The sequence below is a fragment of the Acinetobacter sp. 479375 genome (assembly GCF_000581715.1).
Taxonomy (GTDB): Bacteria; Pseudomonadota; Gammaproteobacteria; order Pseudomonadales; family Moraxellaceae; genus Acinetobacter; species Acinetobacter ursingii.
Genome location: NZ_JEZN01000005.1, coordinates 164,543 through 190,509 on the forward strand (window position 1 = coordinate 164,543; position 25,967 = coordinate 190,509).

22 protein-coding genes are annotated in these 25,967 nt (G+C 40.4%); 14 read left to right on the forward strand and 8 right to left on the reverse strand.

Going from position 1 to position 25,967, the window contains the following annotated elements:
- The first annotated feature begins 56 nt into the window (after positions 1-56).
- Entirely contained in the window at positions 57-1,484 is a 1,428-nt protein-coding gene (locus tag J500_RS06550) for a glutamine synthetase family protein (protein WP_034698842.1), read from the forward strand.
- 164 nt (positions 1,485-1,648) lie between these two features.
- Here J500_RS06550 and J500_RS06555 read toward each other — a convergent pair whose 3' ends face one another.
- On the reverse strand, positions 1,649-3,031 hold the full coding sequence (locus J500_RS06555; RefSeq protein ID WP_034698815.1) for a DegQ family serine endoprotease: 1,383 nt from the start codon (positions 3,029-3,031) through the stop codon (positions 1,649-1,651).
- Between the two features lie 263 nt (positions 3,032-3,294).
- On the opposite strand from J500_RS06555, the gene nadB reads away from it, so the two are divergent.
- A complete protein-coding gene (nadB, locus tag J500_RS06560) occupies positions 3,295-4,929 on the forward strand; it encodes an L-aspartate oxidase (RefSeq protein ID WP_004998470.1) in 1,635 nt (544 codons plus the stop codon).
- Between the two features lie 69 nt (positions 4,930-4,998).
- Here nadB and tmk read toward each other — a convergent pair whose 3' ends face one another.
- Genes tmk through pabC form a run of 3 tightly spaced genes read right to left on the reverse strand, consistent with a single transcriptional unit; the run spans position 4,999 to position 7,545 of the window.
- Positions 4,999-5,598, reverse strand: coding sequence for a dTMP kinase (gene tmk, locus J500_RS06565; protein ID WP_004989857.1), 600 nt, complete (start codon positions 5,596-5,598; stop codon positions 4,999-5,001).
- 50 nt (positions 5,599-5,648) lie between these two features.
- Positions 5,649-6,731, reverse strand: a complete 1,083-nt coding sequence (gene mltG, locus J500_RS06570) for an endolytic transglycosylase MltG (RefSeq protein WP_004989861.1) — start codon at positions 6,729-6,731, stop codon at positions 5,649-5,651.
- 1 nt (position 6,732) lies between these two features.
- Positions 6,733-7,545, reverse strand: a complete 813-nt coding sequence (gene pabC / locus J500_RS06575; RefSeq protein ID WP_004998471.1) for an aminodeoxychorismate lyase — start codon at positions 7,543-7,545, stop codon at positions 6,733-6,735.
- A gap of 165 nt (positions 7,546-7,710) precedes the next feature.
- Here pabC and J500_RS06580 point away from each other — a divergent pair, with 165 nt between their 5' ends.
- The 6 genes from J500_RS06580 to J500_RS06605 all read left to right on the forward strand — a co-directional run bounded on the left by J500_RS06580 (position 7,711) and on the right by J500_RS06605 (position 13,171).
- Positions 7,711-8,712, forward strand: a complete 1,002-nt coding sequence (locus tag J500_RS06580; RefSeq protein ID WP_004989870.1) for a sulfate ABC transporter substrate-binding protein — start codon at positions 7,711-7,713, stop codon at positions 8,710-8,712.
- Between the two features lie 25 nt (positions 8,713-8,737).
- Positions 8,738-9,343, forward strand: a complete 606-nt coding sequence (locus J500_RS06585; RefSeq protein ID WP_004989873.1) for an alpha/beta hydrolase — start codon at positions 8,738-8,740, stop codon at positions 9,341-9,343.
- Positions 9,344-9,407: 64 nt separating this feature from the next.
- The gene (gene cysT, locus J500_RS06590; RefSeq protein ID WP_004998474.1) at positions 9,408-10,241 is read left to right on the forward strand and encodes a sulfate ABC transporter permease subunit CysT; all 834 of its coding nucleotides are present in this window, start codon (positions 9,408-9,410) and stop codon (positions 10,239-10,241) included.
- Entirely contained in the window at positions 10,238-11,128 is an 891-nt protein-coding gene (gene cysW / locus J500_RS06595; RefSeq protein WP_004998477.1) for a sulfate ABC transporter permease subunit CysW, read from the forward strand. Before cysT ends, cysW begins: the two co-directional genes overlap by 4 nt.
- 10 nt (positions 11,129-11,138) lie before the next feature.
- Positions 11,139-12,200, forward strand: coding sequence for a sulfate/molybdate ABC transporter ATP-binding protein (locus J500_RS06600; protein WP_004998478.1), 1,062 nt, complete (start codon positions 11,139-11,141; stop codon positions 12,198-12,200).
- 47 nt (positions 12,201-12,247) lie between these two features.
- Positions 12,248-13,171 (forward strand): CysB family HTH-type transcriptional regulator, encoded by a 924-nt coding sequence (locus J500_RS06605; RefSeq protein WP_034698819.1) that lies wholly within the window; start codon positions 12,248-12,250, stop codon positions 13,169-13,171.
- Positions 13,172-13,363: 192 nt separating this feature from the next.
- Here J500_RS06605 and rpmE read toward each other — a convergent pair whose 3' ends face one another.
- From rpmE to J500_RS06620, 3 genes are all read right to left on the reverse strand, one after another.
- Entirely contained in the window at positions 13,364-13,588 is a 225-nt protein-coding gene (rpmE, locus tag J500_RS06610; RefSeq protein WP_004989885.1) for a 50S ribosomal protein L31, read from the reverse strand.
- A gap of 230 nt (positions 13,589-13,818) precedes the next feature.
- Entirely contained in the window at positions 13,819-14,817 is a 999-nt protein-coding gene (locus J500_RS06615) for a bile acid:sodium symporter family protein (protein ID WP_004998481.1), read from the reverse strand.
- A gap of 337 nt (positions 14,818-15,154) precedes the next feature.
- Entirely contained in the window at positions 15,155-17,344 is a 2,190-nt protein-coding gene (locus tag J500_RS06620) for an AmpG family muropeptide MFS transporter (protein WP_373866484.1), read from the reverse strand.
- A 187-nt stretch (positions 17,345-17,531) separates the two neighbouring features.
- Here J500_RS06620 and J500_RS06625 point away from each other — a divergent pair, with 187 nt between their 5' ends.
- The gene (locus J500_RS06625) at positions 17,532-20,129 is read left to right on the forward strand and encodes a Lon protease family protein (protein ID WP_275890001.1); all 2,598 of its coding nucleotides are present in this window, start codon (positions 17,532-17,534) and stop codon (positions 20,127-20,129) included.
- A gap of 60 nt (positions 20,130-20,189) precedes the next feature.
- On the opposite strand, the gene J500_RS06630 is transcribed toward J500_RS06625, so the two are convergent.
- Entirely contained in the window at positions 20,190-21,374 is a 1,185-nt protein-coding gene (locus J500_RS06630; protein ID WP_004998484.1) for a trypsin-like peptidase domain-containing protein, read from the reverse strand.
- A gap of 171 nt (positions 21,375-21,545) precedes the next feature.
- Here J500_RS06630 and J500_RS06635 point away from each other — a divergent pair, with 171 nt between their 5' ends.
- The 5 genes from J500_RS06635 to trpC all read left to right on the forward strand — a co-directional run bounded on the left by J500_RS06635 (position 21,546) and on the right by trpC (position 25,875).
- On the forward strand, positions 21,546-22,304 hold the full coding sequence (locus J500_RS06635; RefSeq protein WP_004998485.1) for a Nif3-like dinuclear metal center hexameric protein: 759 nt from the start codon (positions 21,546-21,548) through the stop codon (positions 22,302-22,304).
- Between the two features lie 146 nt (positions 22,305-22,450).
- Positions 22,451-23,077 carry a superoxide dismutase gene (locus J500_RS06640; RefSeq protein ID WP_004989896.1) on the forward strand — a complete coding sequence of 209 codons (627 nt, stop codon included), beginning with the start codon at positions 22,451-22,453 and terminating at the stop codon, positions 23,075-23,077.
- Positions 23,078-23,423: 346 nt separating this feature from the next.
- The gene (locus tag J500_RS06645; RefSeq protein WP_004998487.1) at positions 23,424-24,008 is read left to right on the forward strand and encodes an anthranilate synthase component II; all 585 of its coding nucleotides are present in this window, start codon (positions 23,424-23,426) and stop codon (positions 24,006-24,008) included.
- Positions 24,009-25,058 (forward strand): anthranilate phosphoribosyltransferase, encoded by a 1,050-nt coding sequence (gene trpD / locus J500_RS06650; RefSeq protein WP_004998489.1) that lies wholly within the window; start codon positions 24,009-24,011, stop codon positions 25,056-25,058. It begins immediately after the preceding gene.
- 10 nt (positions 25,059-25,068) lie between these two features.
- Entirely contained in the window at positions 25,069-25,875 is an 807-nt protein-coding gene (gene trpC, locus J500_RS06655; protein ID WP_034698822.1) for an indole-3-glycerol phosphate synthase TrpC, read from the forward strand.
- The last annotated feature ends 92 nt before the right edge of the window (positions 25,876-25,967 follow it).

Below are 25,967 nucleotides of genomic sequence, written 5' to 3' on the forward strand. Positions count from 1 at the left end.
CTTCCCAATCTGATTCATCTAGGATTTTATACACGATCCCAGCCTAGGTTTTTATGATGAGTAGCCTGAATATTTCAAAACAACATGCGGATGATATGTTTTATAAAAACAATCCATTTAAACCTAAATCCAATTTTATTTCTAAACCCATAAATCCTACAGACAAACTTAACTTTGAAGATGAAGTCCAACTATATTTAGAAAAAAATCCAAACACTCAACATGTTGATATTATTTTACATGATTTAAATGGACATATTCGCGGAAAAAGAATTGATATTCAGACGCTAAAACAACTTCATAAAGGTTGTTACTTCCCACTGTCAATTTATGCGATGGATTTAGATGGAAAAGTTGTTGAAGAAACTGGACTGGGTAAATATATAGGTGAACCTGATTATTTATGTCTTCCCATCTTGGGAAGTTTAAAGCCTTGTCCCATTCAGCCTGAATCAAATGCTCAGGTTTATTTGACGATGCGAGAACAAGACGGGACTGCATGTGCTTATGAACCTCGTAATATCTTAAGCAAACTTTTGACACAATGTACTGAACAAGACTACTTTCCCGTTATTTCAGCGGAACTTGAGTTTTATTTATATCCATCAGATGCAAAAGCTGATGAATATACTTTTGCCAGTCAATGCTTTGATATGAACGCACCCGATGATTATCAAGCACTACTCGATGAAATAGAACATATTGCCAATTTGCAAGGCATTCAAATTGTTTCGATTGTTTCAGAATCAGCAGCAGGTCAATATGAAATAAATATTCCACATAGTGCCGATGTTTTAAAGATCTGTGATCAAGTAATGTCGCTGAAACGTATCGTTAAGCAAGTCGCCAAACGCCATCATCTCCACGCCAGTTTTCTAGCCAAACCAGACCTGAACCAAGCAGGGAGCGGCATGCACTTTCATGTGAGTTTATGCAATTCACTTTTAAATAACTATTTTAGTTCACATGACCTTCATCAACCCTCTCCAACGTTATTAAAAGCGATAACGGGGTTGATTGAACTTATGCCAGCATCTATGGCAATTCTTGCACCAAATATTAATTCCTACCGTCGCTTTCAAATCGGACAACATGTGCCGCTTGAAGCAAACTGGAATGTTAATAACCGTAATGTCGCCATACGTTTGCCCTGTTCTGATCAACAAAATCAGCGTTTTGAATATCGTGTCGCAGGTGCAGATTGCAATCCTTATTTAACTGTTGCAATCATTCTTACAGGACTCCTTTACGGTCTTAACCATAGCCTAGAAATAAAAAAACCATCCCACTTATTAAAATATCCAGATGATCATATTTTTTTACCACTTAACCAGCTAGATGCACTTAATCAATTTAAACATCAGTCATTTATTCAAAAAACATTAGGCAAAGATTTTTGTGAACTGTGGCATACATTAAAATTAGCGGAACATCAGTGTATTTATAATAAGATGACTTTATCTGAAAAAAATTGGGATATTTAATTGCTTTAAATTTAAAAATCCCTTTACAGTTGTATATCGTAAAGGGATTTTATTTTAAGATGAAAATAAAATATTTCATCATTATTTAGATGCTTTATTGTTTAGATACTTTTTATTTCTCCCACATAGAGAAATAAAAAACACTTATCAAAGCAGCCTAATGATTATTTAATCCTTAAGCCCAACATCGCACGTTGTCCCTGACGAATAATAGAGACTCGCACTACTGTATTTTTAGGTAACGCAGCAACAGCTTTACTAAAATCACCTGTATTTAAAATACTGGTATTATTAATTTGAGTAATCACATCACCTGAAATAATATTGGACTGCGCAGCCAAGCCGCCACGTGTCACATCTTCAACCAAAATACCGCCACGAACATCCAGACGTGATTGTTCAGCTGCTGTCAGGTTTCGAATTGCCATTCCTAATACTGGACCATTTTGTTGTGTCGTACGCTCTGAGGTTGCTGGCGTATCATCTGGCGCAGTGGTTAAAGTCGCAGAAATATTACGAGGTTTGCCATCACGCAGTATTTCTAACTGAATCGTCTGTTTTGGCATGGTGCGATTCAAATAGTTTAATAAATCTGAGGTGCGTGAAATTGGGGAACCATTATATTTCATAATGATATCACCCGCTTTTAATCCCGCTTTGGCAGCTGGTGAATCTGGGGCAACCTGATTGATGAGCGAACCTTCTGGTCGCGGTAAGTTATAGGCATCGGCTAGATTACGATCAATATCCTGTAGCATCACACCTAAATAGGAACGATTCACTTTGCCCGTAGTTTTAAGTTGTTGAACTACATCCATTGCCACATCAATTGGAATCGAGAATGACAAGCCCATATACCCTCCCGTACCACTAAAAATACGAGAATTCACACCGACAACTTCACCGCGCTGGTTAAATAATGGGCCGCCTGAGTTACCCGGATTTAAAGCCACATCGGTTTGAATGAATGGAACTGAGGTTTCACCCTGCATATTTCGTGATTTGGCACTGACAATACCCGCCGAAGCAGAATAGTCAAAACCAAATGGTGAACCAATGGCAAGCACAGGCTCACCCACTTTTAATTGATCAACATTGCCTATTTTCAAGGAAGGATAATTAGTTCCATCGACTTTGAGTAATGCCACGTCAGTACGCTCATCACTTCCAATCACTTTTGCATCAATTTCACGTCGATCCTGCAAGGTCACGGTAATACGTGAAGCATCTTCTACGACGTGATGATTGGTAAGTAGATAACCATCCTTACTAATAAAAAAGGCACTCCCGTATCCTACTTTTTCTTGTGGAGCCTGTTGTTGTGGAATGACGACTTGATTACCAAAAAAACGACGTAAAATCTCGGGCACTTGTTGCTGTAACAACTCTTCCTGAGTCATTTTTTTTACAACATTGACACTGACCACTGCTGGGCTGGCTTGCTCGACCAGACTTGAAAAATCAACAGGGGTTGCAGCATCCGCTTGTACAGCCGCCATGGTAAAAACCATAGCATACATTCCATTTTGTAAAGAGCGACTATTCATGTAACACGAACTCACACACTAGTTTTAGGTTAGACCCAATTGTTTTAGCACAACTTTTTATATATTTCCGTAATAATATGTTTATTATTTCCAGAATAAAAAAATTGCGATTATTCCATTAAATTTTCTCTATTTTGATCATTCAAATTTTTAAAAACTGAAAGTTTATTGAAAATTCGACTTAGATTTAAGCATATAGAGTCTTGCCTTTTCTTAAAAAAAAGCGTGTTATTAGCAAACTTTTTGTAAATTAGCTGATGGACATGTCTGATTCAAACACAACTCATCATTTTGATGTGATCATTGTGGGGAGTGGCGGCGCTGGGTTAAGCCTTGCTTTGTCATTACCAAGTCATTACAACATTGCAGTTCTCGCAAAATCATCCCTGACGGAAGCCAGTACGTTTTACGCGCAAGGCGGTGTTGCTGCGGTACTGGATGAAACTGATTCCATTCAACAGCATATTGATGACACGATGATTGCAGGTGCACATTTATGTGAGCTCGATGCAGTTAAACAAACGGTTGAAGGTGGTCGATCATCAGTTGATTTTCTGTTAAATCATGGTGTTGAATTTACCCTTGATGAAGAAGATCAGCTTCATCTCACACGTGAAGGCGGACATTCACAGCGCCGAATTATTCATGCAGCAGATGCAACAGGCAAAGCAATTTCTACCACATTGGTACAACGCGCCAAAGAACAAAAAAATCTGACTATTTTTGAAAATTACATCGCGATTGATGTCATTACATTGCATAAATTAGGGCGAAAAGATCAAAGTAATCGTGCCATTGGACTGTATGTGCTCGACGAAAAAACCGAAAAAGTGCATACTTTTTTAGCTCCATTTACCGCACTCGCCTGTGGTGGCGCAATGAAAGCCTATCTTTATACCTCAAACCCTGATATTGCCACAGGTGATGGGATTGCCATGGCTTATCGTGCTGGTTGTCGTGTGGCGAATATGGAATTTAATCAATTCCATCCGACCTGTTTATATCACCCACAGGCGCGATCTTTTTTAATTACAGAAGCCATGCGGGGTGAAGGTGCGTATTTACGCTTAACAGATGGTGAACGTTTTATGCTACGTTTTGATGAGCGCGCTGAACTCGCACCGCGAGATATTGTAGCCCGAACGATTGACCATGAAATTAAACGCTTGGGGATTCGCCATGTCTGGCTCGACATTACCCATAAACCTGCGGAGTTTATTCAGGAGCATTTTCCAACACTTTATACCCGCTTGCTTGAACTGGGCATTGATATCACCAAAGATATGATTCCAGTGGTTCCAGCAGCACATTATACTTGCGGTGGTGTGGTGGTAGATGAACATAGCCAGACAGATATCGAAGGCTTATATGCCATCGGTGAAACCTCTTATACAGGTTTGCACGGCGCTAACCGTATGGCCAGTAACTCATTACTTGAATGTTTTGTCTATGGCATGAGTGCTGCGCAGGATATTCAAAACAAATTTGATTCCAATTTTAAATGGCCTGATGTTCCTACTTGGGATGAATCTCAGGTTACAGATGCAGATGAAGACGTTGTGATTTTACAAAACTGGGATGAATTGCGTTCGACCATGTGGAACTATGTGGGGATCGTGCGCACCACTAAACGTCTTGAACGTGCCCTACACCGCATCGAAATGTTAAAGCGAGAAATCACTGAATATTATCAGGATTATCGGGTCAGTAAAAATCTGATTGAACTGCGAAATTTAGTGCTTGTTTCAGAAATGATTGTACGATGCGCTATGCAACGTAAAGAATCTCGCGGTTTGCACTACACTCTAGATTATCCTGAACTCGGAACAGAGCTACGCAAAACGGTACTAACTCCGCCAAGTTTTGAAGTGGAACAACCTTTAGTGAATGTAGTTTAAGTTCAGAATCTCAATAAAAAACGCACGAAAGCTTTATGCTTTTCGCGCGTTTTTTTATATCGAAATGATTTATTGTAGATGACTTAATGCTTGCTCAAAAACCAATTCAGGCGATTGAGTTGCATCGAGACGTTTTACCCGTTCTGGATATAACTGATGTAACTGTTGATAGCCTTCACGCACACGCTGAAAAAATTCGACTTTTTCCTGTTCAAAACGATCTAAAGCACCACGTTCACGCGCACGTGACATGCCAAGTTCAATAGGCGCATCTAACCAAAACGTAATATCTGGCATTTGCGAGACAAAAGTTTGATTTAAAATCTTCAGTTTTTCTTTGCTTAAACCACGTCCCGCACATTGGTATGCATAACTGGCATCGGTAAAACGATCACTGAGCACTGTTTTACCTGCATTTAATGCGGGAACAATCACTTGTTCTAAATGCTGTGCGCGCGCTGCATAAATCAATAAAAGCTCTGTATCATGTGCCATTTTTTCTTCATGATTCACCGCGAGCAGCAAATCACGCACTCTTTCAGCCAAAGGCGTACCACCTGGTTCACGGGTCAGTACAATTTGCTCACCTTGTCTTTCAAAATGCTCATGAATCTTTCGAATGAGCGTGGTTTTTCCCACACCTTCCGTGCCTTCAAAGCTAATGAACATAATTTCTCCGTCGTTTTTGGATACGAGCTTGGGTTACACATGTTTGGGTTCTAATTCTGGGTATCCGTTTTTGATCTTAGCACGGACAAATAATCCTGAACTGCCTGATTATGTTGCTGCAAAGTTTCACTGAACTTGTGTCCACCATTACCTGTCGCAACAAAGTAAATATTTTTGGATTGGTCAGGATGCATCGCCGCTTCAATCGCTTTTTTACTCGGCATAGCAATCGGGGTGGGCGGTAAACCAGACATCGTATAAGTATTATAAGCGGTTGGGGTACGCAAATCCTGTCGGCTAATTTTGCCCTGATATTTATCGCCCATGCCATAAATCACAGTGGGGTCAGTCTGCAAGCGCATACCGAGTTTTAAACGGCGTACAAATACTCCAGACACTTGCTCAAGCTCACTGTCCAGACTGGTTTCTTTTTCAATAATGGACGCCATAATCAAGGCTTCATATTTATTTTGATAAGGTAAATCTGCCGCACGATTTTGCCATGCCTGATCTAAGGCTTTCATTTGATAATGATATAAATCGGTCAGAATTTTTTTATCGCTTTCACCTTTTGAAAAGAAATAAGTATTCGGTGCAAATAAACCTTCAGGATGCGAGTAAGGCAAATCCAATTCTGTTGCAATTTGTTGTTCAGGTAAATTAACAACTGTCTTGGTCACATACGGATCTTTTTTTAGATTTGCAATCAATTGCTTAAAGGTCGTTCCTTCAATCACTTGAACCCGAATCATTTGAGCATTTTCAGCATTGGATAGCATCACTAAAACTTGGCGAATACTCATGCCTTGAGGGACTTCATACACCCCTGCTTTCATGGTGTCATGTATAAAAAATTTCTGATAAATCTTGGGAATCAAAGGAACCGAAACTTGATTTTCTTTTGCCAGACGCTCAATAAAATGTGAATAAGTATCACCGTTAGCTACCACCAGTAATTCTTTTTTACCTTTTACAGGATAAGCCTTAAATAGATTCATCCATAGCAAACCAAATATCACAATGGCTACAATGCAAAATGCTACCAGCCATTTTCTATTTCTCGCAAAAAAACCGATTTTGTTTGGCGGTTTTTTCTTGTTTTTTGCTTTAGGCTTATTTGAAGGTTTTGACATATCAGTGAATCTGGTTCAGTTGAAGTGTATGAAAAAGATCTACACAAATTTGAGCATCTAAAGGTTTTCCATCTAAATGGGTCACGGCTTTCATCGGACTTAGTGCATTACAAAAAAACAGTGCCTGAATATTTGCAATCTCATCCATATCGATAAAACCATGAGCGACAGGCACATTGAGTTTTTCCATTCGGGATAAAATCTCAGCGCGCATCACACCGTGCACGCCATTATAACGAAGTTCGGGTGTAATCCATGTATCTTTTAAATAAATAAAGCAATTACTGCTCACGCCTTCAACAATCATCCCTTGTACATCTGTTACCAAAGCTTCTATCCATTGTTGTTGATCTGCTTCCTGTTTCAGTAACACCTGTTCTAGCCGATTCAATGTTTTTATCCCGACCAAATGCGGCATGCTCATCCCTATCACCTGATTTAACACCCCTGTTTGTATGAATTGAGGAGCAAATTCGGTGTGCGTTTGCGGATAAAACCAGACGTACACATCAGCATGTTGTTCTGGCAGACTATAACCGCGCTGCCCTACACCACGACTAATGATGATTTTAAGCGTGCCATTAAAAACATCCAATTGACTTTGCAATTTCGCTAAACTTTTTTCGATCAGTGATAGATCAGCCTTGAGAAATAAATATTCACAGCTATTTTTTAAACGCAATAGATGTCGTGCTTTGAGCTCAAACTTTCCTTGATAAATGCGTGCTGTAGTAAAGCATCCATCTCCATAATGAAATGCCCGATCTTGTAAATCCAATGCTTCCACTTGTTCTGCATTCTTAAAACACCACATCGCCAAACATCCCGTTGATTTCTCAGCTTAGTTTAAAAACACATAAGCTTTTTCTATTTCTTTTTTATTCATATAAAATTCATTTTTTATTATTTTTTATGGATAACAACTCGCAGTATGCTGCACGCATGTTCAAAACATTTCGATATATTTGAGGAAAAAAACATGCGTTTAGCACAATTAAAGGTGGGGATTCTAGCTGCATTGGTTTCAGTTTCGTCTTTTGCAGCAACAGATTTTTTAAACGTTTCATATGATCCAACACGTGAACTTTATGAAAATTTTAACAAAGAATTTGGTGCGTACTGGAAACAGCGTACTGGTCAGGATGTCAATTTTAAACAATCACATGGCGGTTCGGGTAAACAAGCTCGTGCGGTGATCGATGGTCTACAAGCAGATGTAGTCACTTTAGCTTTGGCCGCAGATATCGATGAAATTGCTGAAAAAGCCAAATTATTACCTGCGGACTGGCAAAAGAAATTTCCACAAAACTCCACCCCTTATACCTCGACTATCGTTTTCCTTGTCCGCAAAGGCAATCCAAAAGGCATTAAGGATTGGGGCGATATTGTCAAACCAGGTGTTGAAATTATCACGCCAAATCCAAAAACCTCAGGTGGCGCGCGCTGGAACTATTTAGCAGCATGGGCGTGGGCAAAGCATCAATATGGTTCCGATGCTAAAGCACGTGAATTTGTACGTCAGATTTATAAACAAACTAAAGTGTTAGATTCTGGCGCACGTGGTGCAACCACAACTTTTGCTGAACGTGGTATTGGCGATGTATTGCTGGCTTGGGAAAACGAAGCCTACTTAGCGCAGCGTGAACAACCGGGCAAATTTGACATCATCACCCCATCTCTTTCGATTTTGGCTGAACCACCCGTTGCGATTGTAGAAAAAAATGTGAAAAAAGATGGCAATGAAAATCTGGCCAAAGCCTATCTGAATTTCCTGTATTCACCAAAAGGACAGGATATTGCGGCGAAAAATTTCTATCGCCCACGCAATGCAGACATACTCAAACGCTATAGCAGCACCTTTAAGCCATTGAAACTGGTAACAATTGACAAAGAGTTTGGTGGCTGGACCAAAGTACAAAAACAACATTTTGATAATGGCGGCGTATTTGACCAACTCGTCAAAGAAAATAACGCCAAATAATCAACCTGTGATCGGGAGCAGCAACATGTTACATACAGTCATTGTACCGGGTGTTGGAGGAAGTGAATTTCAACACTGGCAATCATGGTTACAACGTGAATTGATCAACTGCTCTCGCGTCCAACAAAAAGACTGGAATCACCCAGTGTTAACTGAATGGGTGGAGCAACTCCTTGCAACTGTTCAGTTTATTGATCAACCGATTCAAATCGTGGCGCATAGTTTTGGTTGTTTGACCAGCGTTGCAGCCTTGGCTGAACATGCTGATCTGCGAAAAAAAGTTAAACATTTAACCTTAGTTGCACCTGCCAATCCTGCACGTTTTGGAGAAGCAGGATTTGCCCGCAACAGTGCGTATGATTATGCCAATTATTTTCATCAGTTAAAGATTGATGTACCAACCCAACTCATCATCAGTGAAAACGACCCATGGCTACACTTTGATGATGCCATGCGTCTAGCTCAGGCTTGGCAAGTTAAACCTGTCAATCTTGGGCAAGTGGGTCATATCAATGTGGCTTCAGGTTTTGGGCCTTTTCCAGAAATTTTTGATTATATCCTTCAGGAAAAACAGCCACAGCGAATCATGCCATATCGTGATCGATATTCATCGTTCAAATTTGCCATCTAGCTTTAGTTTTATCTTTTTTTAAATTTGCCTGCTATTTGGCAGGTGTACTCTTTTAGGAGTTCTCATGTCGCAGCGATCCCGAGTGCTGCCAGGATTTGGTCTTTCACTAGGTTTTACCCTAGCGTATTTATCACTCATTGTTCTTATTCCACTTTCAGCCGTATTTTTTAAATCCTTTGGTGTTGGCTGGGATGGTTTACTAGAAATATTGAGTTCGGAGCGAATCCTTAAGTCTTTGCAGCTGAGTTTTGGTACTGCTCTTATTGCAGCATTAATCAATGTCGTTTTTGGTTCTTTACTGGCGTGGTGTCTGGTGCGTTATACCTTCCCGGGGAAGCGTTTCATCGATGCTCTAGTCGATTTACCATTTGCATTACCTACTGCCGTGGCCGGTATTGCCCTAACTTCTTTATATGCCCCTAACGGCTGGATTGGTCAGTATCTTACACCGCTTGGTATTCAAGTGGCTTATACCTCCATCGGGATTACTATCGCCCTGATTTTTATTGGCATTCCATTTGTGGTACGTACCGTGCAACCTGTGCTTGCCGACATTGAAACTGAATTGGAAGAAGCCGCTTCTGCATTGGGCGCCAACCGTTGGCAAATTGTCAGTAGAATTATTTTTCCGATCTTACTGCCAGCATTGCTTACTGGTTTTGCCTTAGCCTTTGCTCGCGGTGTAGGTGAATACGGCTCAGTGATTTTCATTGCAGGTAATCAACCGTTTAAAACTGAAATTGCTCCCTTAATGATTATTTCTCGACTTGAAGAATATGACTACCCCGCTGCGACCACAATTGCAGTCGTCATGTTAGTCATTTCATTCGTTATCTTATTGCTGATTAATCTGATTCAGGCGTGGGCAAGTCGTCGTACCGGGAGAACTATAAAATGAGCTTAGTGACCAGCAGCAATGCACTGGCAATAAAATTGCAATCACGCGATTCGACCCGTGAACCGACTTGGGTGCGTTATACCCTTTTAACTATCGCCTTGATCTTTTTTTTAAGCTGTCTAATCCTGCCATTAATTTTGGTCTTTGTAGAAGCTTTCCGACAAGGGATCAATGTCTATGTTAATGCCCTGATTAATCCGGATACGTTATCGGCTGTAAAATTAACTTTACTCACTGCCGCAATTGCTGTGCCTTTAAATGTCGTGTTTGGAGTTGCAGCGGCTTGGGCTGTTGCCAAATTTCAGTTCCGTGGCAAATCCATTTTAACCACCCTGATCGATTTGCCATTTTCGGTTTCACCTGTCATTGCAGGTTTGATGTTGGTACTGATCTTCGGTATGCAAGGTTGGTTTGGCCCGTGGTTGATGGACCATGATATTAAAATTCTGTATGCCGTACCTGCGATTGTCCTTGCGACTGTGTTTATTACTGTCCCTTTTGTCGCGCGTGAGCTAATTCCACTCATGGAAGCACAAGGCACAGAAGAAGAAGAAGCTGCCATTGTACTGGGTGCTTCGGGTTGGCAAACATTCAGAAAAGTGACTTTACCCAATATTAAATGGGGACTGCTTTACGGTGTGATTTTGTGTAATGCACGTGCTATGGGTGAGTTTGGTGCAGTATCCGTGGTTTCAGGACATATTCGTGGAGAAACCAATACTTTACCCTTACATGTAGAAATTCTATACAACGAATATACCTACAGTGCCGCATTTGCTGTGGCATCTCTACTGGCATTTTTGGCGATTATTACCCTGATTTTAAAAACATGGGTGGAAATACGTCAGGAAAAACAAAACAACCGAAATGATTCAGCAGTTTCTTGAGGAATGATCAATGAGTATTCAAGTTAAAAATATTGAAAAACACTTTGGTGCATTCCACGCACTCAAAGATATCTCTCTGGATTTTCCAGAAGGACAACTGGTGGCATTACTTGGCCCATCTGGTTGTGGAAAAACGACGTTGTTACGCATTATTGCAGGTTTAGAATCAGCAGATTCAGGTCAAGTTTTACTTGAAGGCAATGATGCCACCAACGTACACGTGCGCGAACGTCAAGTCGGCTTTGTATTTCAGCATTATGCGCTGTTTCGCCACATGACTGTATTTGACAATATTGCTTTTGGTTTACGGGTTCGTCCACGCAGTACCCGTCCGAATGAAGCTGAAATCAAAAAACGTGTCACTCGTCTACTGGATCTGGTTCAGCTTGGTTTTCTGGCAGATCGTTATCCAGCACAGCTTTCTGGTGGTCAGCGTCAGCGTATTGCCCTGGCCCGTGCTCTTGCTGTTGAACCGCGTGTCTTACTTTTGGATGAACCTTTCGGTGCACTTGATGCCAAAGTACGGAAAGAGTTACGCCGCTGGTTAAGAACATTACATGATGAACTGCATATCACCTCCATTTTCGTGACCCATGATCAGGAAGAAGCACTTGAGGTGGCTGATCAAATTATTGTCATGAATAAGGGCAATGTTGAACAAATTGGCTCACCTCGCGAAGTTTATGAAAAACCTTCGACACCATTTGTATTTGACTTTTTGGGTCAAGCGAATCGTTTCGATGCTGAACATCACAATGGCACTGTGCATATTGGTGAAAATAAAATCATTCTGCCTGCAACTGCTCATGCGCCTCAAGGTAAAGTCATTGCTTTTGCCCGTCCAGATGAGTTACATATTCATGCCCAACCACATGAAAATAGTATTGAAGCTACTTTTGTACGTGAAATTTGGATTGCAGGAAAAGTGATTGCTGAATTACAGGATCGTCAAGGTCGTCTGATTGAAATTGCATTAAGCCCAGAAGAAGCAAGACAGCATCAATTTAGACCCAATCAAAGTGTTTGGGTGAGTGCTTCACAGCTTCATTTATTTGCCGATCAAGTCGCATAGATTCAATTTGGGGATGCGATGCATCCTCAAAAGAGAGATAAAAGATTATGAATTTTCAACAATTAAGAATCATACGAGAAACGGTTCGTCAAAACTTTAATTTGACCGAAGCTTCGGCAGCGCTTTACACCTCGCAATCAGGGGTGAGTAAGCATATTAAGGATTTAGAGGATGAACTGGGTGTTCAGCTTTTCATTCGCAAAGGTAAGCGTTTACTGGGTTTAACCGAACCCGGTCAGTCACTATTGGGTATAGTAGAAAGAATGCTAGTAGATGCTGAAAATATTAAACGTCTGGCCGATGATTTTAATAAAGTCGATGAAGGTACGTTGACGATTGCCACCACGCATACTCAGGCACGTTATGTGCTTCCACCCATTGTAAATCAATTTAAAAAACTTTTTCCAAAAGTACATTTAGTTTTACAACAAGCGAGTCCGACAGAAATTTCTGAAATGCTGCTGCAAGGCGAAGCTGATATTGGCATTGCAACGGAATCTTTGACTACCGAAGAAAATCTAGCCAGTGTGCCTTATTACCAATGGGAACACAGTATTATTGTTCCCCAAAATCATCCACTTGCTCATGAAACAAAAATTTCACTGGAAGCTTTAGCTAACTTTCCAATTATTACCTATCATGGTGGATTTACAGGTCGCTCCAAAATCGACAAAGCTTTTGAAGATGCAGGAATCGATGTTGATCTAGTCATGTCAGCACTGGATGCCGACGTGATTAAAACTTATGTTGAGCTTGGCATGGGAGTAGGAATTGTCAATGATGTCGCCTATGACCGCGAGCGGGATTATCGTTTGAAACAAATTAAAATGGATATTTTTGGATTAAACACCACATGGATTGCTGTACGTAAAGGTCATTTGCTGCGTGGCTACGGGTATGAGTTTATTTCGCTGTGCTCACCTGAAGCAGATATCAAGGCATTGAAAAAAGTGGCTTATCCAGACGAATAATCAAATATGATAAGATTTCTTTCATCATGATTTAAACCCTTTTTATTTTTCTCTCTTAAGCAGAAATAAAAAAGACGGATGAAAGAAATCTAGGGTTATGAGCTAAAAATGACATAAAAAAAGAACCGCAAATTGCGGTTCTTTTTGTGAGAACTAAAACCAGATAAATACTTGGTTTTAGATTTTCTCGTATTAACGTTTGATAGAACGTGACATACCAGCAAAACGTTGTTTGAATTTGTCGATACGACCACCAGTGTCTACATTCTTCTGTTTACCAGTATAGAATGGGTGGCAAGCTGAACATACGTCAAGATAAAGAGTTTCTTTACCTAGAGCAGAACGAGTTTCAATCACGTTACCGCAAGAGCAAGTTGCAACTAATGTTTCGTATTTTGGGTGAATATCGGCGCGCATGGTCGATGACTCCTAATTGAAGAAAGGCTTAAGCTGTTATCGCAATTGATCACTCTCGACTTTCAATTCAAATGAATTATAAATCAAGGAAAGGCTGGTCAACTAAAAATAGACAACGCAGCAGATCAACACCACAACAGACCATTTCTCTTGGCCCACCGAGACGAATCCGTCAGAGCTAAGCACAACAAGTGGGCATGATTATACGCTAAAAAATAGCAGATAGCGAATTATTCCAGCGCCGTTTTGTCTTTTGATACGACTGGTTCATGTTTTTTCGACCAGTAATTTGCAATCACCCCACACACCATTAACTGAATCTGATGAAAGATCATAATAGGTAAAACAATCATACCCAAAGGCTGTCCGCTAAAAAGAATTTGTGCCATCGGTACGCCACTGGCCAATGTTTTTTTCGATCCACAGAAGAAAATCGTAATTTGATCTGCTCGATTAAAACCAAGCCAAACAGGTACAAATAATCCTAAAAGCATAATAATGGTGAGTAAAATAGAACACGCCAATACCAAATAGAACAAGGTAAGTAAGTTCACCTGATGCCATAAACCCGCAACCACAGCACTACTAAAAGCGCCATACACCACCATCAAAATGGTGCCCTGATCAAACGCCTTTACAATGCCCGGCACTTTTTTCATGTATGGAAAGATCCACGAGCGATGCACTTGCCCCAAAATAAAGGGAACCAATAATAACAACGTGATCTGTATGATCGATGCAGTTGGATCGTAATTATGTTTCGACTGACCAAAAATAAAAAAACTGACCAATATAGGGGTGATGAACATACCAATCAAATTTGAAAATGAAGCACTGCATACTGCCGCTGCAACATTACCTTTGGCAACTGAAGTAAATGCAATCGAAGACTGAACCGTCGATGGTAAAAAACACATAAACAAAAAGCCCCAGTAAAGCTCTTGTCCCAATATCGGCAGTAAAAACGGTTTAGCCATCAAGCCCAGAATTGGAAATAGCACAAAGGTAAAAGCAAAAACCAGTAAATGCAGTCGCCAGTGCATGACCCCTTCGACTATGGCTTCTCTTGACAGTTTGGCGCCATGTAAAAAAAATAAAATGGCAATCGCAACATTAGTTACCATTTCAAAAATACTGGCGGCATGTCCCGATACAGGAATAATACTTGCCAGAATCACCATCAGAATCAATAAAATGGTAAAACGATCAAACGCCAGTAATTTCAACATCGCATGACATCCCTAAGTCATTTATAACAAAGCCCGATAAATGAAATTTACCAGTAAGTAAATATTCATGTTACCGAGCTAACTTGATAAAACCAGTTTTCAAATGAAATGTTCAGTATTTATTTAAAAACTTAACTTTTAAATCAAAGACATACAATGGGTAATTATATGCATTTTCAATCTAATTGGACACTTTAAACTTTAAGTTAATCCATCAGACTTCTTTCATCAGTTCCTTTTATTTCTACCTATCGAAGAAAAATAAAGAGGGTTTAAACAATGATGAAAGACATCTATTCCTTTAGATTTAAATTAACTCACATAAAAACCCTGAGCCTTATGGGTTTATCTTTTCTGATTCAAGCGCTTGGTGCTCTCTCAACAGTTTGGCTACCCATACCACTAAAATTAAAATCGGAATTCCAATCAGCGTGGTCATGAGGAAAAATTTTGGATAACCGATATGGGTCACAATCGTACCCGAATAACCTCCTAATAATTTAGGGGTTAGAGTCATCAACGAGCTAAAAATTGCATATTGAACAGCGGTAAACGAAACACTAGTCAAACTAGATAAAAATGCAATGAATGCTGCACCTGCAAGTCCTGAAGCCATATTATCGACAATAATCGCAAAATAAAGCCACTGCGAGCTATACGGCTTAATCACCTTGCCTTTTAGTTCTGTACTTGCTTTTGAATCCAACTGAACTGGCACGATTGGATCGAGATCAATATCCAAAGTGCGTGACTGACTTGAATCAAGTAAAGAATAATGACGTTGACTATGAATCAAAGCCTGACCTTGAGGTGAAATTGCTTCTACAGAAATCAGTTTAGTTGCTGAGTTTTTTAAGGCTTGCTGATCGATAATCCCACTAAAAGTACCTGTGGAATCAAGTTTTGCCTTAAAGCTTTTTCCATCTAGCTTGAACATAATCGGTTGATCTGTACTTAACTGACTGGCATTGAGTCCAGAAACTTGACCTTTGACCACCACACTTTGTTTAAGTTCTTCTGCTGATAATTGATTATCACTGGTAATCGGTAAAATCTGAATTTGTGGCTGACCCACCTTAGCCGTTAAATAAGGTAAATCGACAGACGCTGAATCTGACTGACCGTGTGCGAACTGACTTTGAACAGTGATATGCTGACTCTCTAATAAAGCTTGATTTGGAATCGAAAGCTTAAAGTAACCGACTTCATCAGGGTGTGCCGTGTACTGATGCGATCCAACCTGAATCTGGACATCTGCCAAAGGCTCACCCGATTTCACCAAACCGATAAAAATCAGATTGGTCGAACTGGCGAGGACTGCGCCGACGAACATCAGCTTCATAATATTCATGCGCTGGGCAAGCAATCCACCCAGAAAACCACCAATCAAACTAAAAATAACGCCGTAAACTTTCACTGCTTCCGCAATTTGTTCTTTACTAAAGTTTAAGTCTTGATAAAAAACATTGGAAATGACACCCGCAATAATGTCCGAAATTCGATAAAAACCAATTAAAAGTAACAGCACTAATGCCAGTTTGACCCCATAGCGTTTAAAGAAATCCAGTACTGGTGCGACCCATGTTTCCAAGGCCATTTGCTTGTTCACCACACCAGCATGTACCAGTAAATAACCAATCAATAAAGCACAGGCAGCAGCCGTTAAAAAGCGTAAAGCTTCCAAACCAAATAAAGCAGCAGTATCCGTAACATTGGCAGCACTTGCGAGTAGATCGGTAACTTTGCCCGAATAAATATAAGTCACAACAAAAGTTGCTACTGCCACAAAAAATACAAACACCAAACGATAATAATCACTACGTTTATAGTTTTTATACACTCGATTGACCTGTGGTTCACGTACCACAAGCGTGGTAATGATACCCACCAGCATCACGGCCGCCATGGTTAAATAGGTATATTTCCAGGCTTCATAGATATAGTTACCTTTGGATGTTCCAAGATAAGCCGCTAAAAACAAAGCCCCTGCACCTGCCACGATCATGCCAATGCGATAACCTGCATTATAGGTCGATGCTAAAACTGTCTGCATTTGCGTTTCAGCAAGCTCAATCCGATATGCATCAATCACAATATCCTGAGTCGCTGCGGAAAAACCCAGTAACACCGCTCCTACCGCCATCTGAATCAAATAACTCTGACCGAGCGATGGATCAGAAAAAGCCATGATACAAATCGCCACGATAATGAGTAACTGTGCAATCAGCAACCACGCACGACGGCGACCTAAAGTTTTGGTCAAAACAGGAACTGGCAGTTCATCAATCAATGGTGCCCATACAAATTTAAACGAATAACCAAGTGCCGCCCAGCTAAAAAATGTCACTGCGCTTTTATCAATGCCTGCTTCCCCAAGCCATAAAGATAGACTTGAAAAAATGAGCAGAATGGGAATACCCGCAGAAAATCCCAGAAACAACATAATCAGGGCACGGCGATCAAGAAAAGCGGTAAAAGCAGCTTTCCATCCAGTAGTTTGAGTGGTCATTCGGTTATTATTTTCCAAAGATTTTATAAAACAGCCTATTCAATCGTGTTATGTCCAAGCTTTCAATATTGTTTGTGAAAAGCTTGTCATTTAAATTGAGAAAAAATGCTGTGAAGCTTGATATTTTGCCCTAAACCTGTATACCTTTAAATCTTACCTCTAGTTTATTTTTTGGATTTCACCTGTGACCCAAAGACACGATCAAATGGCTTCAACATTATCTTCAACTTCAACCACAGCGACAACTCTAAAAAGCAATAATCTACCATCGGCATTTGAACGAGCAGAGATTCAAACGACATTAGAAAAGACCACATTAAAAGCTGAACAACTGACTCATATTACCAATCTGGACAAAATTCCATCGTCTACACGACGGATTAAACCGCTGAATAATTTTCTGGGCCAAGATCGTGCCCGTGCCTCTGTAGAGGCAGGTATCTCACTACCTTACTCAGGCTATAATATTTTTGCCGTAGGTACCGCGGGTTTAGGCAAACGCACCATGATCAAGCGTTTGCTGCAACAACATGCCAAAAATATGCCGACACCCGATGACTGGGTGTATGTGAATAACTTTAAAAATCCACGCCAACCACTCGCTTTAAGATTTCCAGCAGGTCAAGGGCCAAAATTTCAAAATGCCTTGCATCAAGCTTGGCAAACCATTTTAAAACAACTTGAACGACGTTTCACCGCCGAAACCTATCACAATCGTATTGAACAGATTCGTCAGGAAACAGGTGATGAACAGCAAGAAGCATTGGTTGAGTTGACCAAAGAAGGCGAAACGCTGGATCTAAAACTGATTTCACGCAATGAAGAACATTGCTTTGTACCTGTACATGTCAAAGATGATCAAGTTCAGGAAATGACTCAGAATGAAATCAATGCCCTCACGACCAAGCAGCGCGCTGAAATCGCATCCAATATGCGCTATATGGATAAAAAGCTGGAACGTCTAGGATTGCATTTGGGTGATCTAGAAGACGATGCGCGAGATCAGGTATCTGAGCTCAATCGTGATATTGCCAAACAAGTGGTTCTACCGCGAATTGATTTATTGATCAAAAAAAATCAGAGCGTCGCGGGTCTAGACGATTTTTTACAGCGCTATGCTGAAGATATTATTCAAAATGTTGAAACGATTTTGGCGCAGGAAGAAGATGACTTTTCCCCTGCACTGTTTAATCGAGTTCCTGCGCGCTATCAGGCCAATGCTATTGTTAGCAATAAGCCAAACGCTGGCGCACCTGTAATTTTTGAAGACTTCCCAACTCATTATAATTTGCTTGGGCACGTCGAGCAGTTAACTCAAAATGGGACGATCACCACAGATTTCACCTTAATTCGCCCTGGTTCACTGCACAAAGCCATTGGTGGTTTTTTGATGCTGGAAGCTGAACAGTTACTTGAACAACCCTATGCTTGGCAAGGGCTGAAACGTGCACTGAAGTCCGGACAACTCAAACTTTCTTCACTTGAACATATGCTGACCTTAACGGGGAGTATTTCCATTGAACCTGCGGCAATTCCTTTAGAAATAAAAGTGGTATTGTTGGCAGAACCTGAAATTTATTATGAAATTTTAGAAGTTGAACCTGAACTCGGAAGTGTATTCAAAATTCGAGCTGACTTCACTGATACATTACAACGTAATGACAGTAATGAGCAGGCTTATATGCAACTTATTGCCGATTATGTACAGGTAGACAAGCTATTACCTTTTGATCGTTCAGCATTGTCTGCACTCTTAACCGATTCAAGCCGTCAGGCTGAAGACCAAAGCTCATTGTCTTTACACGCATCGACATTGGGTGATTTGATTCGTGAAGCCCATCATCATGCCTTTACCGCAGGTGACAAAACTGTTTCGGACAAACATGTCAATCAAGCCTTACATCATCGTCAATACCGTCTAGGTTATTTACGTGAACTATACTGGCAAGATTTATCCCGTGGCACCCAGTTGATTGAAACACAAGGTCATCGTCTGGGGCAGATTAATGCGTTGTCTGTCATTCATTATGCAGATGTCGAGTTTGGTTTGCCTTCAAGATTAACCGCCTCAGTTTATCAAGGCGGTGGTGATATTCTGGATATTGAACGTAGTGTCGAATTAGGTGGATCATTGCATGCCAAAGGCGTCCTGCTCATGTCGAGTTTTCTAAAAGCGCATTTTGGTCGTTCGCAAATTTTACATTTTTCTGCGGCACTGGCGTTTGAACAAAGCTATGGACAAGTCGATGGTGACAGTGCAACAGTTGCAGAACTTTCGGCCTTAATTTCTGCGATTAGCCAAATTCCAATTGATCAATCATGGGCGATTACAGGTTCGATGAATCAATTGGGTCAGGTTCAACCGATTGGTGGCGTCAATGCCAAAATTGAAGGCTTCTATGATGCGTGTAAATTACAAGGTTTAACGGGTAAACAAGGTGTCATCATCCCACGTCAAAATATGCAGCATTTGATGTTACGTCAGGATGTGATTGAAGCTGTTGAAGCAGGTCAGTTTCATGTTCATGCCATTGAAACCATTGATCAGGCTTTAGAAATATTGATGGCACGACCTGTAGGCGTATTGGATAAAAAAGGTCACTATAGCAAAGGCTCTATTTACGCGGCAGTCATGGAACAACTCGAATACTGGCAAGCCATTGAAGATGGTGACGAGGTCGAGGACGAACCCAAGAAAAAGAAAAAAAAGAAGAAAAAGGCAAAAAATGAGGATCTAGAAAATGAAGCTGCGGTAGAAGAAGCTGCTGTTTTACATCCTGTATTTAGACGTCGAAAAAAATAAAATGATTTATAAAAAAACAAGCCTCATCATGAGGCTTGTTTTTGTTATCTGCTGAAAAATTTATCGTTTTGGTAGTGGAATATACTGTGAACTTTGATTTTGGTTTTTACGCTCACCCACTGTAACATCAAGAGTTGCAGTTTGACCGTTACGTTCTACTTCAAGTTTCACGGTCGTATTTGGTGCTTGTAAAGCCACATAATTAATTAAATGCGATGCCGAATTAATCACTTCGTCATTCACTTTTAAAATTTTATCACCTACTTTCACGCCTGCCTGATCCGAAGGCCCACCGCGCAATACATCAGCAACCACCACACCTGTTTGACGTGGGGCTAAAACATCATCCTGATCCTGATTGGGTGCAACCAGACTAATACCCAACCAACCCCGAATCACACGACCATCTTTTAAAATCGAATTGAGTACTTGCTGACATACCTGCGCAGGAATCGCAAATCCAATCCCGAGAGAGCCACCAGATTGAGAGAAAATTGCGGTATTGACCCCAATCAAATTGCCTGCGACATCAATCAATGCCCCGCCAGAATTACCTGGATTGATCGCTGCATCAGTTTGAATAAAATCTTCATAAGTATTAATGCCCAAATCTGAACGACCTGTCGCAGAAATAATACCTTGAGTCACTGTTTGTCCGACTCCAAATGGATTACCAATGGCGAGAACCACATCACCGACTTCATTACCACTGAGTTTAAACGGTAAAACAGGGAGTTTATCCAGATCAATTTTAATTACGGCTAAATCTGTATCTGGATCAGTACCAATCACTTTAGCAACTGCACGACGACCGTCATTCAATCCAACGACAATTTGATCCGCCTGTGCAATCACATGATTATTCGTTAAAATATAACCATCAGGACGGACAATCACACCAGACCCTAAACTATTTTCATTTTCCTGATTCGGTTGCTGTGGCAATTGATTGCCAAAAAACTCACGAAAAACGGGATCATTCAACAAAGGATTTGCCGCTTGCTTTATTTTTTGGGTCGTAAAAATATTGACCACTGCTGGGGCAGCGACTTTCACAGCCGCACTATAAGAAACGACGCCACCTGCACGTGAAGTATCAATTAAAGGTTTGACATTTTCAGCAGGCATTTTGACCCCATCAGCAGCAATAGGCGCTTTCGGCTGATTAAGCTTTTGCCATGAAAGAAAACTAATAATGACAATGATGAGAAGTACCCACGGTAACCATGTAAAAGCACGACGCACGTTTACACCCTCTAAGTTTGATTTAATTTATTGAAGAAAAAAGAGTTTACTCATTGTAAAGCATAAGTTTATGGATAACTGAAAAACATAAAAAAGATTTGTCTAGCTTTAGTTACTATTAAAAATATGTTTTGATGAACTTGGTTAAATAGATTCAGAGTCAAGTGATTCATGGCAAATTTAGATGACATTATAAAGTGGTGCGACCAAACCCTACAAAGTGCGGAGTTTAAAGATTATGCACCCAACGGCTTGCAAATCGAGGGAAAACAAGAGGTCAAACGCATTGTTTCTGCGGTGACTGCTTCAGAAACCGCAATTGATGCGGCTATTGAGCTTGGTGCAGATTTACTCTTAGTTCATCATGGCTATTTCTGGAAAGGCGAACCCTACCCGATCACAGGAATGCGTGGCAATCGAATTAAAAAACTGATTCAAAATGATATTTCTTTAGTGGCTTATCATCTTCCTTTAGATGCTCATCCTGCTTTGGGTAATAACGCTGCAATTGCTGAGCTTTTAGGATTACATGAAATAGAAGCATTAGATAGCAGCGAACGGCATCCTATTGGAAATATTGGTTACTTAAAAAACGTCCTCACCCCTGAAGAATTTAAAAATAAATTACAACAGATTTTTGATTTTAATATCGTTCATTTAGCTGCACGAAAATCCAATATTCAAAAGGTTGGTTTTTGTACAGGCGGTGCACAAGACTTTATTAAAAAGGCAGCGCTACAGGACTGTGATGCCTATATCTCTGGAGAAGTCAGCGAAAGGACTTTTTATGAAGCTCAAGAACTGAATGTGCATTATTTTGCTTGTGGGCATCATGCAACTGAGCGGTATGGGGTACAACGTTTGGCAAAAGTGTTATCCGACCAATTTTCACTCGAACACCATTATCTTGAGTTGAATAATCCGATTTAAGACGTATTTATTACAGGTATTTATATATACGTATTAATTAAGGCTTTATTGTGTATTGTTATTTAAAACAATCACCTTTTGCATAAATAATCATTTACAATGAAGCCACTTAATTCTATTACCCAGCTAACGCAAGGAATTGGAACATGACAACCATTACTTTACCTGCATTACCTTATGCTTACGATGCACTTGAGCCACATATTTCTAAAGAAACTTTAGAATTTCACCATGACAAGCATCATCAAACTTATGTGACTAATTTAAATAACTTGATCAAAGGTACTGATCTTGAAGGTAAAACTTTAGAAGAAATCATCCAAGCTGCTGCGGGTGATGCATCTAAAGCAGGTATCTTTAATAATGCTGCTCAAGTTTGGAACCATACTTTTTACTGGAACTCAATTGCGCCAAATGGCGGCGGTAAACCAACTGGCGCAATCGCAGCTAAAATTGATGAAGCATTTGGTTCTTACGAAAAATTTGCTGAAGAATTTGCTAATGCAGCAACGACTCAATTCGGTTCTGGTTGGGCATGGTTAGTGGCTGATGAAGTGAATGGTAAACTTTCGATTACTAAAACTTCAAATGCTGATACTCCACTTGCACATGGTCAAGTTGCTGTGTTGACGATTGACGTTTGGGAACATGCTTACTATATCGACTACCGCAATGCACGTCCAAAATACATCTCTACTTTCCTTGAAAGCCTTGTAAACTGGGATTATGCCAATGCAAAACTTGCAGGCCAACCAGCAGGCGTAGAAAAATAATTTTTTATTTTTTCTAAGAAAACCGCCTAAGTTTTGAATTGCACCCCGAAAGTTGGACACATTCAGTCTAACTTGGAGGGTGCTTTTCTATGGCTAAATATTCTCCATTCTTTAGCAAGTCTAAGAGTTGGTTTTGATGAAATGATTGACGCTTAAATCCAGTCAAACACCATACAAGCTTGATAGATACATGAATAAGATCATCACAAATAATACAAATTCTGATAAAGTAACCGCTTAATTTAGCGGCTTAATTTTGGATAGAGTTACTCAAATGGGTTACCAAACGGTCAACCTTAAGCCAATAATTTAATATCTAATTAATTTTCAATAGGTTGCAATTACAATGTTGCTCATGATCGACAATTACGACTCTTTTACGTACAACATCGTCCAATATTTTGGCGAGTTAAATCAAGACGTTAAAGTAGTTCGCAATGACCAAGTCACTCTTGAGGACATTGAACGATGGCAACCAAAGTATTTGGTGGTCGGTCCTGGCCCCTGTTCTCCGACTGAAGCAGGGATTTCCATTCCTGCCATTCATCACTTCGCAGGCAAAATTCCCCTGCTCGGTATTTGTTTAGGACATCAGGCAATCGGTCAGGCTTTCGGTGGCAATATTATTCGTGCTAAAACGGTGATGCATGGTCGTTTATCCGATATGCATCACATTGATAAAGGCATTTTTAGTGATTTGCCATCGCCATTTTCAGCAACACGTTATCACTCTTTAGTGATTGAACAGGAAACGTTACCTGAGTGTCTGGAAGTGACCTGCTGGACTAACCAAGCTGATGGCACTATGGAAGAAATCATGGGTGTTAAACATAAGACATTGCCTGTAGAAGGTGTGCAGTTTCACCCTGAATCGATTTTGAGCCAGCATGGTCACCAAATCTTCAAGAATTTTTTAGAGATTTATGCATAAATGAATATTCAACAAGCTTTAAATCATATCACCAAAAATATTCATCTGACCCAAACACAAATGGAAGATGTGATGCGTAGCATCATGCAGGGCGAAGCCACCGAAGCACAAATCGGTGCCTTGATGATGGGTTTGCGCATGAAAGGCGAAAGTATCGATGAAATTACCGCTGCGGCGCGTGTCATGCGTGATCTAGCAATTAAAATCGACGTGAGTGATATCAATTATCTGGTTGATATTGTAGGTACAGGCGGTGATGGTCAAAATCTGTTTAATGTATCCACTGCGTCCAGTTTTGTGATTGCTGCGGCAGGTGCCACCATTGCCAAGCATGGCAATCGTGGTGTATCTAGCAAATCGGGCTCATCAGACTTATTAGAACAAGCTGGGATTAACCTTGACTTAGATATGCAACAGACTGAACGTTGCATTCGTGAGATGGGCGTTGGTTTTTTATTTGCGCCAAATCATCATAAAGCCATGAAATATGCGGTTGGTCCACGCCGTGAACTGGGCATTCGTAGTATTTTCAATTTACTCGGCCCGCTTACGAATCCGGCTGGGGTAAAACGCTTTGTGATTGGGGTATTTTCAGATGAACTGTGTCGCCCAATTGCAGAAGTGATGAAGCAACTTGGTGCAGAACATGTCATGGTGGTTCATTCCAAAGATGGACTGGATGAAATTAGCCTTGCGTCTCCCACTTATGTCGCAGAGTTGAAAAATGGTGAAATTATCGAATGGATTTTAAACCCTGAAGATGTAGGCATCACTTCTCAAACTTTGAGTGGTTTAATAGTGGAAGACTCTAGCGCCAGTCTAAAATTGATTAAAGACGCGTTGGGACGTAAAAAATCTGAAATTGGTGAAAAAGCCGCAAATATGATTGCCCTCAATGCGGGGGCTGGTATTTATGTATCAGGACTCAGCACCAGTTATAAACAAGGTGTGGCATTGGCGCATGATATTATTTACGGTGGGCAGGCTTTAGAAAAAATGAGCATTCTGTCTGAATTTACCAAAGCATTAAAGCAATACTCAAACAACTGAGGTTATCCAAATGATTCAGATTCAAAATACCATTCTGGGCAAAATCGTTGATCGTAAACATGAAGAACTGGCTGATCGTTTAAAACAACGTAGCCTAAAAGACGTAGAAGAATGGGCAAAACAGGCAACACCTGTTCGTGGCTTTGCACAGTCTTTGCGTCGTAAACGTCCCGGTGTGATTGCTGAAATTAAAAAAGCATCGCCCTCTAAAGGTGTGATTCGTGCTGACTTTCATCCTGCGGAAATTGCGGCGCAATATGAACAGGCAGGTGCAGCCTGTTTATCTGTACTGACCGATGTGGATTTCTTTCAGGGTGCAGATGAAAATATTGCGATTGCTCGTGAAAATTGCAATCTGCCTGCATTACGCAAAGACTTTTTGGTTGATCCTTACAATGTCATTGAAGCCCGTGCTTTACAGGCAGACTGTATTTTATTGATTGTGGCATGTTTATCGGATCAGCAACTTGAAGAAATGTCTAAGACTGCATTTGAATATGATTTAGATGTCTTGGTCGAGGTGCATGATGAAGAGGAGTTGGAACGTGCGCTTAAACTTTCTGAGCAATGTTTACTGGGCGTGAATAATCGTAATCTTAAAACCTTTGAGGTCGATTTAAATACCAGCTTGCGTTTGAAGAAACTACTTGATCCGTCACGTTTATTGGTCACTGAAAGTGGGATCGCCACTCCTGCCGATATCGCCATGATGCAGGATCATGACATTCATGCATTTTTGGTGGGTGAAAGTTTTATGAAGCAGCCTCGACCAGATCAGGCCTTTACTACGTTATTTGGTGTACCAGAGCAGGTTTGATTTTTTGATCACAATAGAATTACTTGCTCTTAAAAAGTCAGTGATTCTATTGTTATTGAATAGTTTGATTTTTTCATCTATTCCACTTTTAA

Coding starts and splice junctions, on each gene's coding strand:
- J500_RS06550 (WP_034698842.1), top strand. CDS start 57: ATGAGTAGCCTGAATATTTCAAAACAACATGCGGATGATATGTTTTAT.
- J500_RS06555 (WP_034698815.1), bottom strand. CDS start 3,031: ATGAATAGTCGCTCTTTACAAAATGGAATGTATGCTATGGTTTTTACC.
- nadB (WP_004998470.1), top strand. CDS start 3,295: ATGTCTGATTCAAACACAACTCATCATTTTGATGTGATCATTGTGGGG.
- tmk (WP_004989857.1), bottom strand. CDS start 5,598: ATGTTCATTAGCTTTGAAGGCACGGAAGGTGTGGGAAAAACCACGCTC.
- mltG (WP_004989861.1), bottom strand. CDS start 6,731: ATGTCAAAACCTTCAAATAAGCCTAAAGCAAAAAACAAGAAAAAACCG.
- pabC (WP_004998471.1), bottom strand. CDS start 7,545: ATGTGGTGTTTTAAGAATGCAGAACAAGTGGAAGCATTGGATTTACAA.
- J500_RS06580 (WP_004989870.1), top strand. CDS start 7,711: ATGCGTTTAGCACAATTAAAGGTGGGGATTCTAGCTGCATTGGTTTCA.
- J500_RS06585 (WP_004989873.1), top strand. CDS start 8,738: ATGTTACATACAGTCATTGTACCGGGTGTTGGAGGAAGTGAATTTCAA.
- cysT (WP_004998474.1), top strand. CDS start 9,408: ATGTCGCAGCGATCCCGAGTGCTGCCAGGATTTGGTCTTTCACTAGGT.
- cysW (WP_004998477.1), top strand. CDS start 10,238: ATGAGCTTAGTGACCAGCAGCAATGCACTGGCAATAAAATTGCAATCA.
- J500_RS06600 (WP_004998478.1), top strand. CDS start 11,139: ATGAGTATTCAAGTTAAAAATATTGAAAAACACTTTGGTGCATTCCAC.
- J500_RS06605 (WP_034698819.1), top strand. CDS start 12,248: ATGAATTTTCAACAATTAAGAATCATACGAGAAACGGTTCGTCAAAAC.
- rpmE (WP_004989885.1), bottom strand. CDS start 13,588: ATGCGCGCCGATATTCACCCAAAATACGAAACATTAGTTGCAACTTGC.
- J500_RS06615 (WP_004998481.1), bottom strand. CDS start 14,817: ATGTTGAAATTACTGGCGTTTGATCGTTTTACCATTTTATTGATTCTG.
- J500_RS06625 (WP_275890001.1), top strand. CDS start 17,532: ATGGCTTCAACATTATCTTCAACTTCAACCACAGCGACAACTCTAAAA.
- J500_RS06635 (WP_004998485.1), top strand. CDS start 21,546: ATGGCAAATTTAGATGACATTATAAAGTGGTGCGACCAAACCCTACAA.
- J500_RS06640 (WP_004989896.1), top strand. CDS start 22,451: ATGACAACCATTACTTTACCTGCATTACCTTATGCTTACGATGCACTT.
- J500_RS06645 (WP_004998487.1), top strand. CDS start 23,424: ATGTTGCTCATGATCGACAATTACGACTCTTTTACGTACAACATCGTC.
- trpD (WP_004998489.1), top strand. CDS start 24,009: ATGAATATTCAACAAGCTTTAAATCATATCACCAAAAATATTCATCTG.
- trpC (WP_034698822.1), top strand. CDS start 25,069: ATGATTCAGATTCAAAATACCATTCTGGGCAAAATCGTTGATCGTAAA.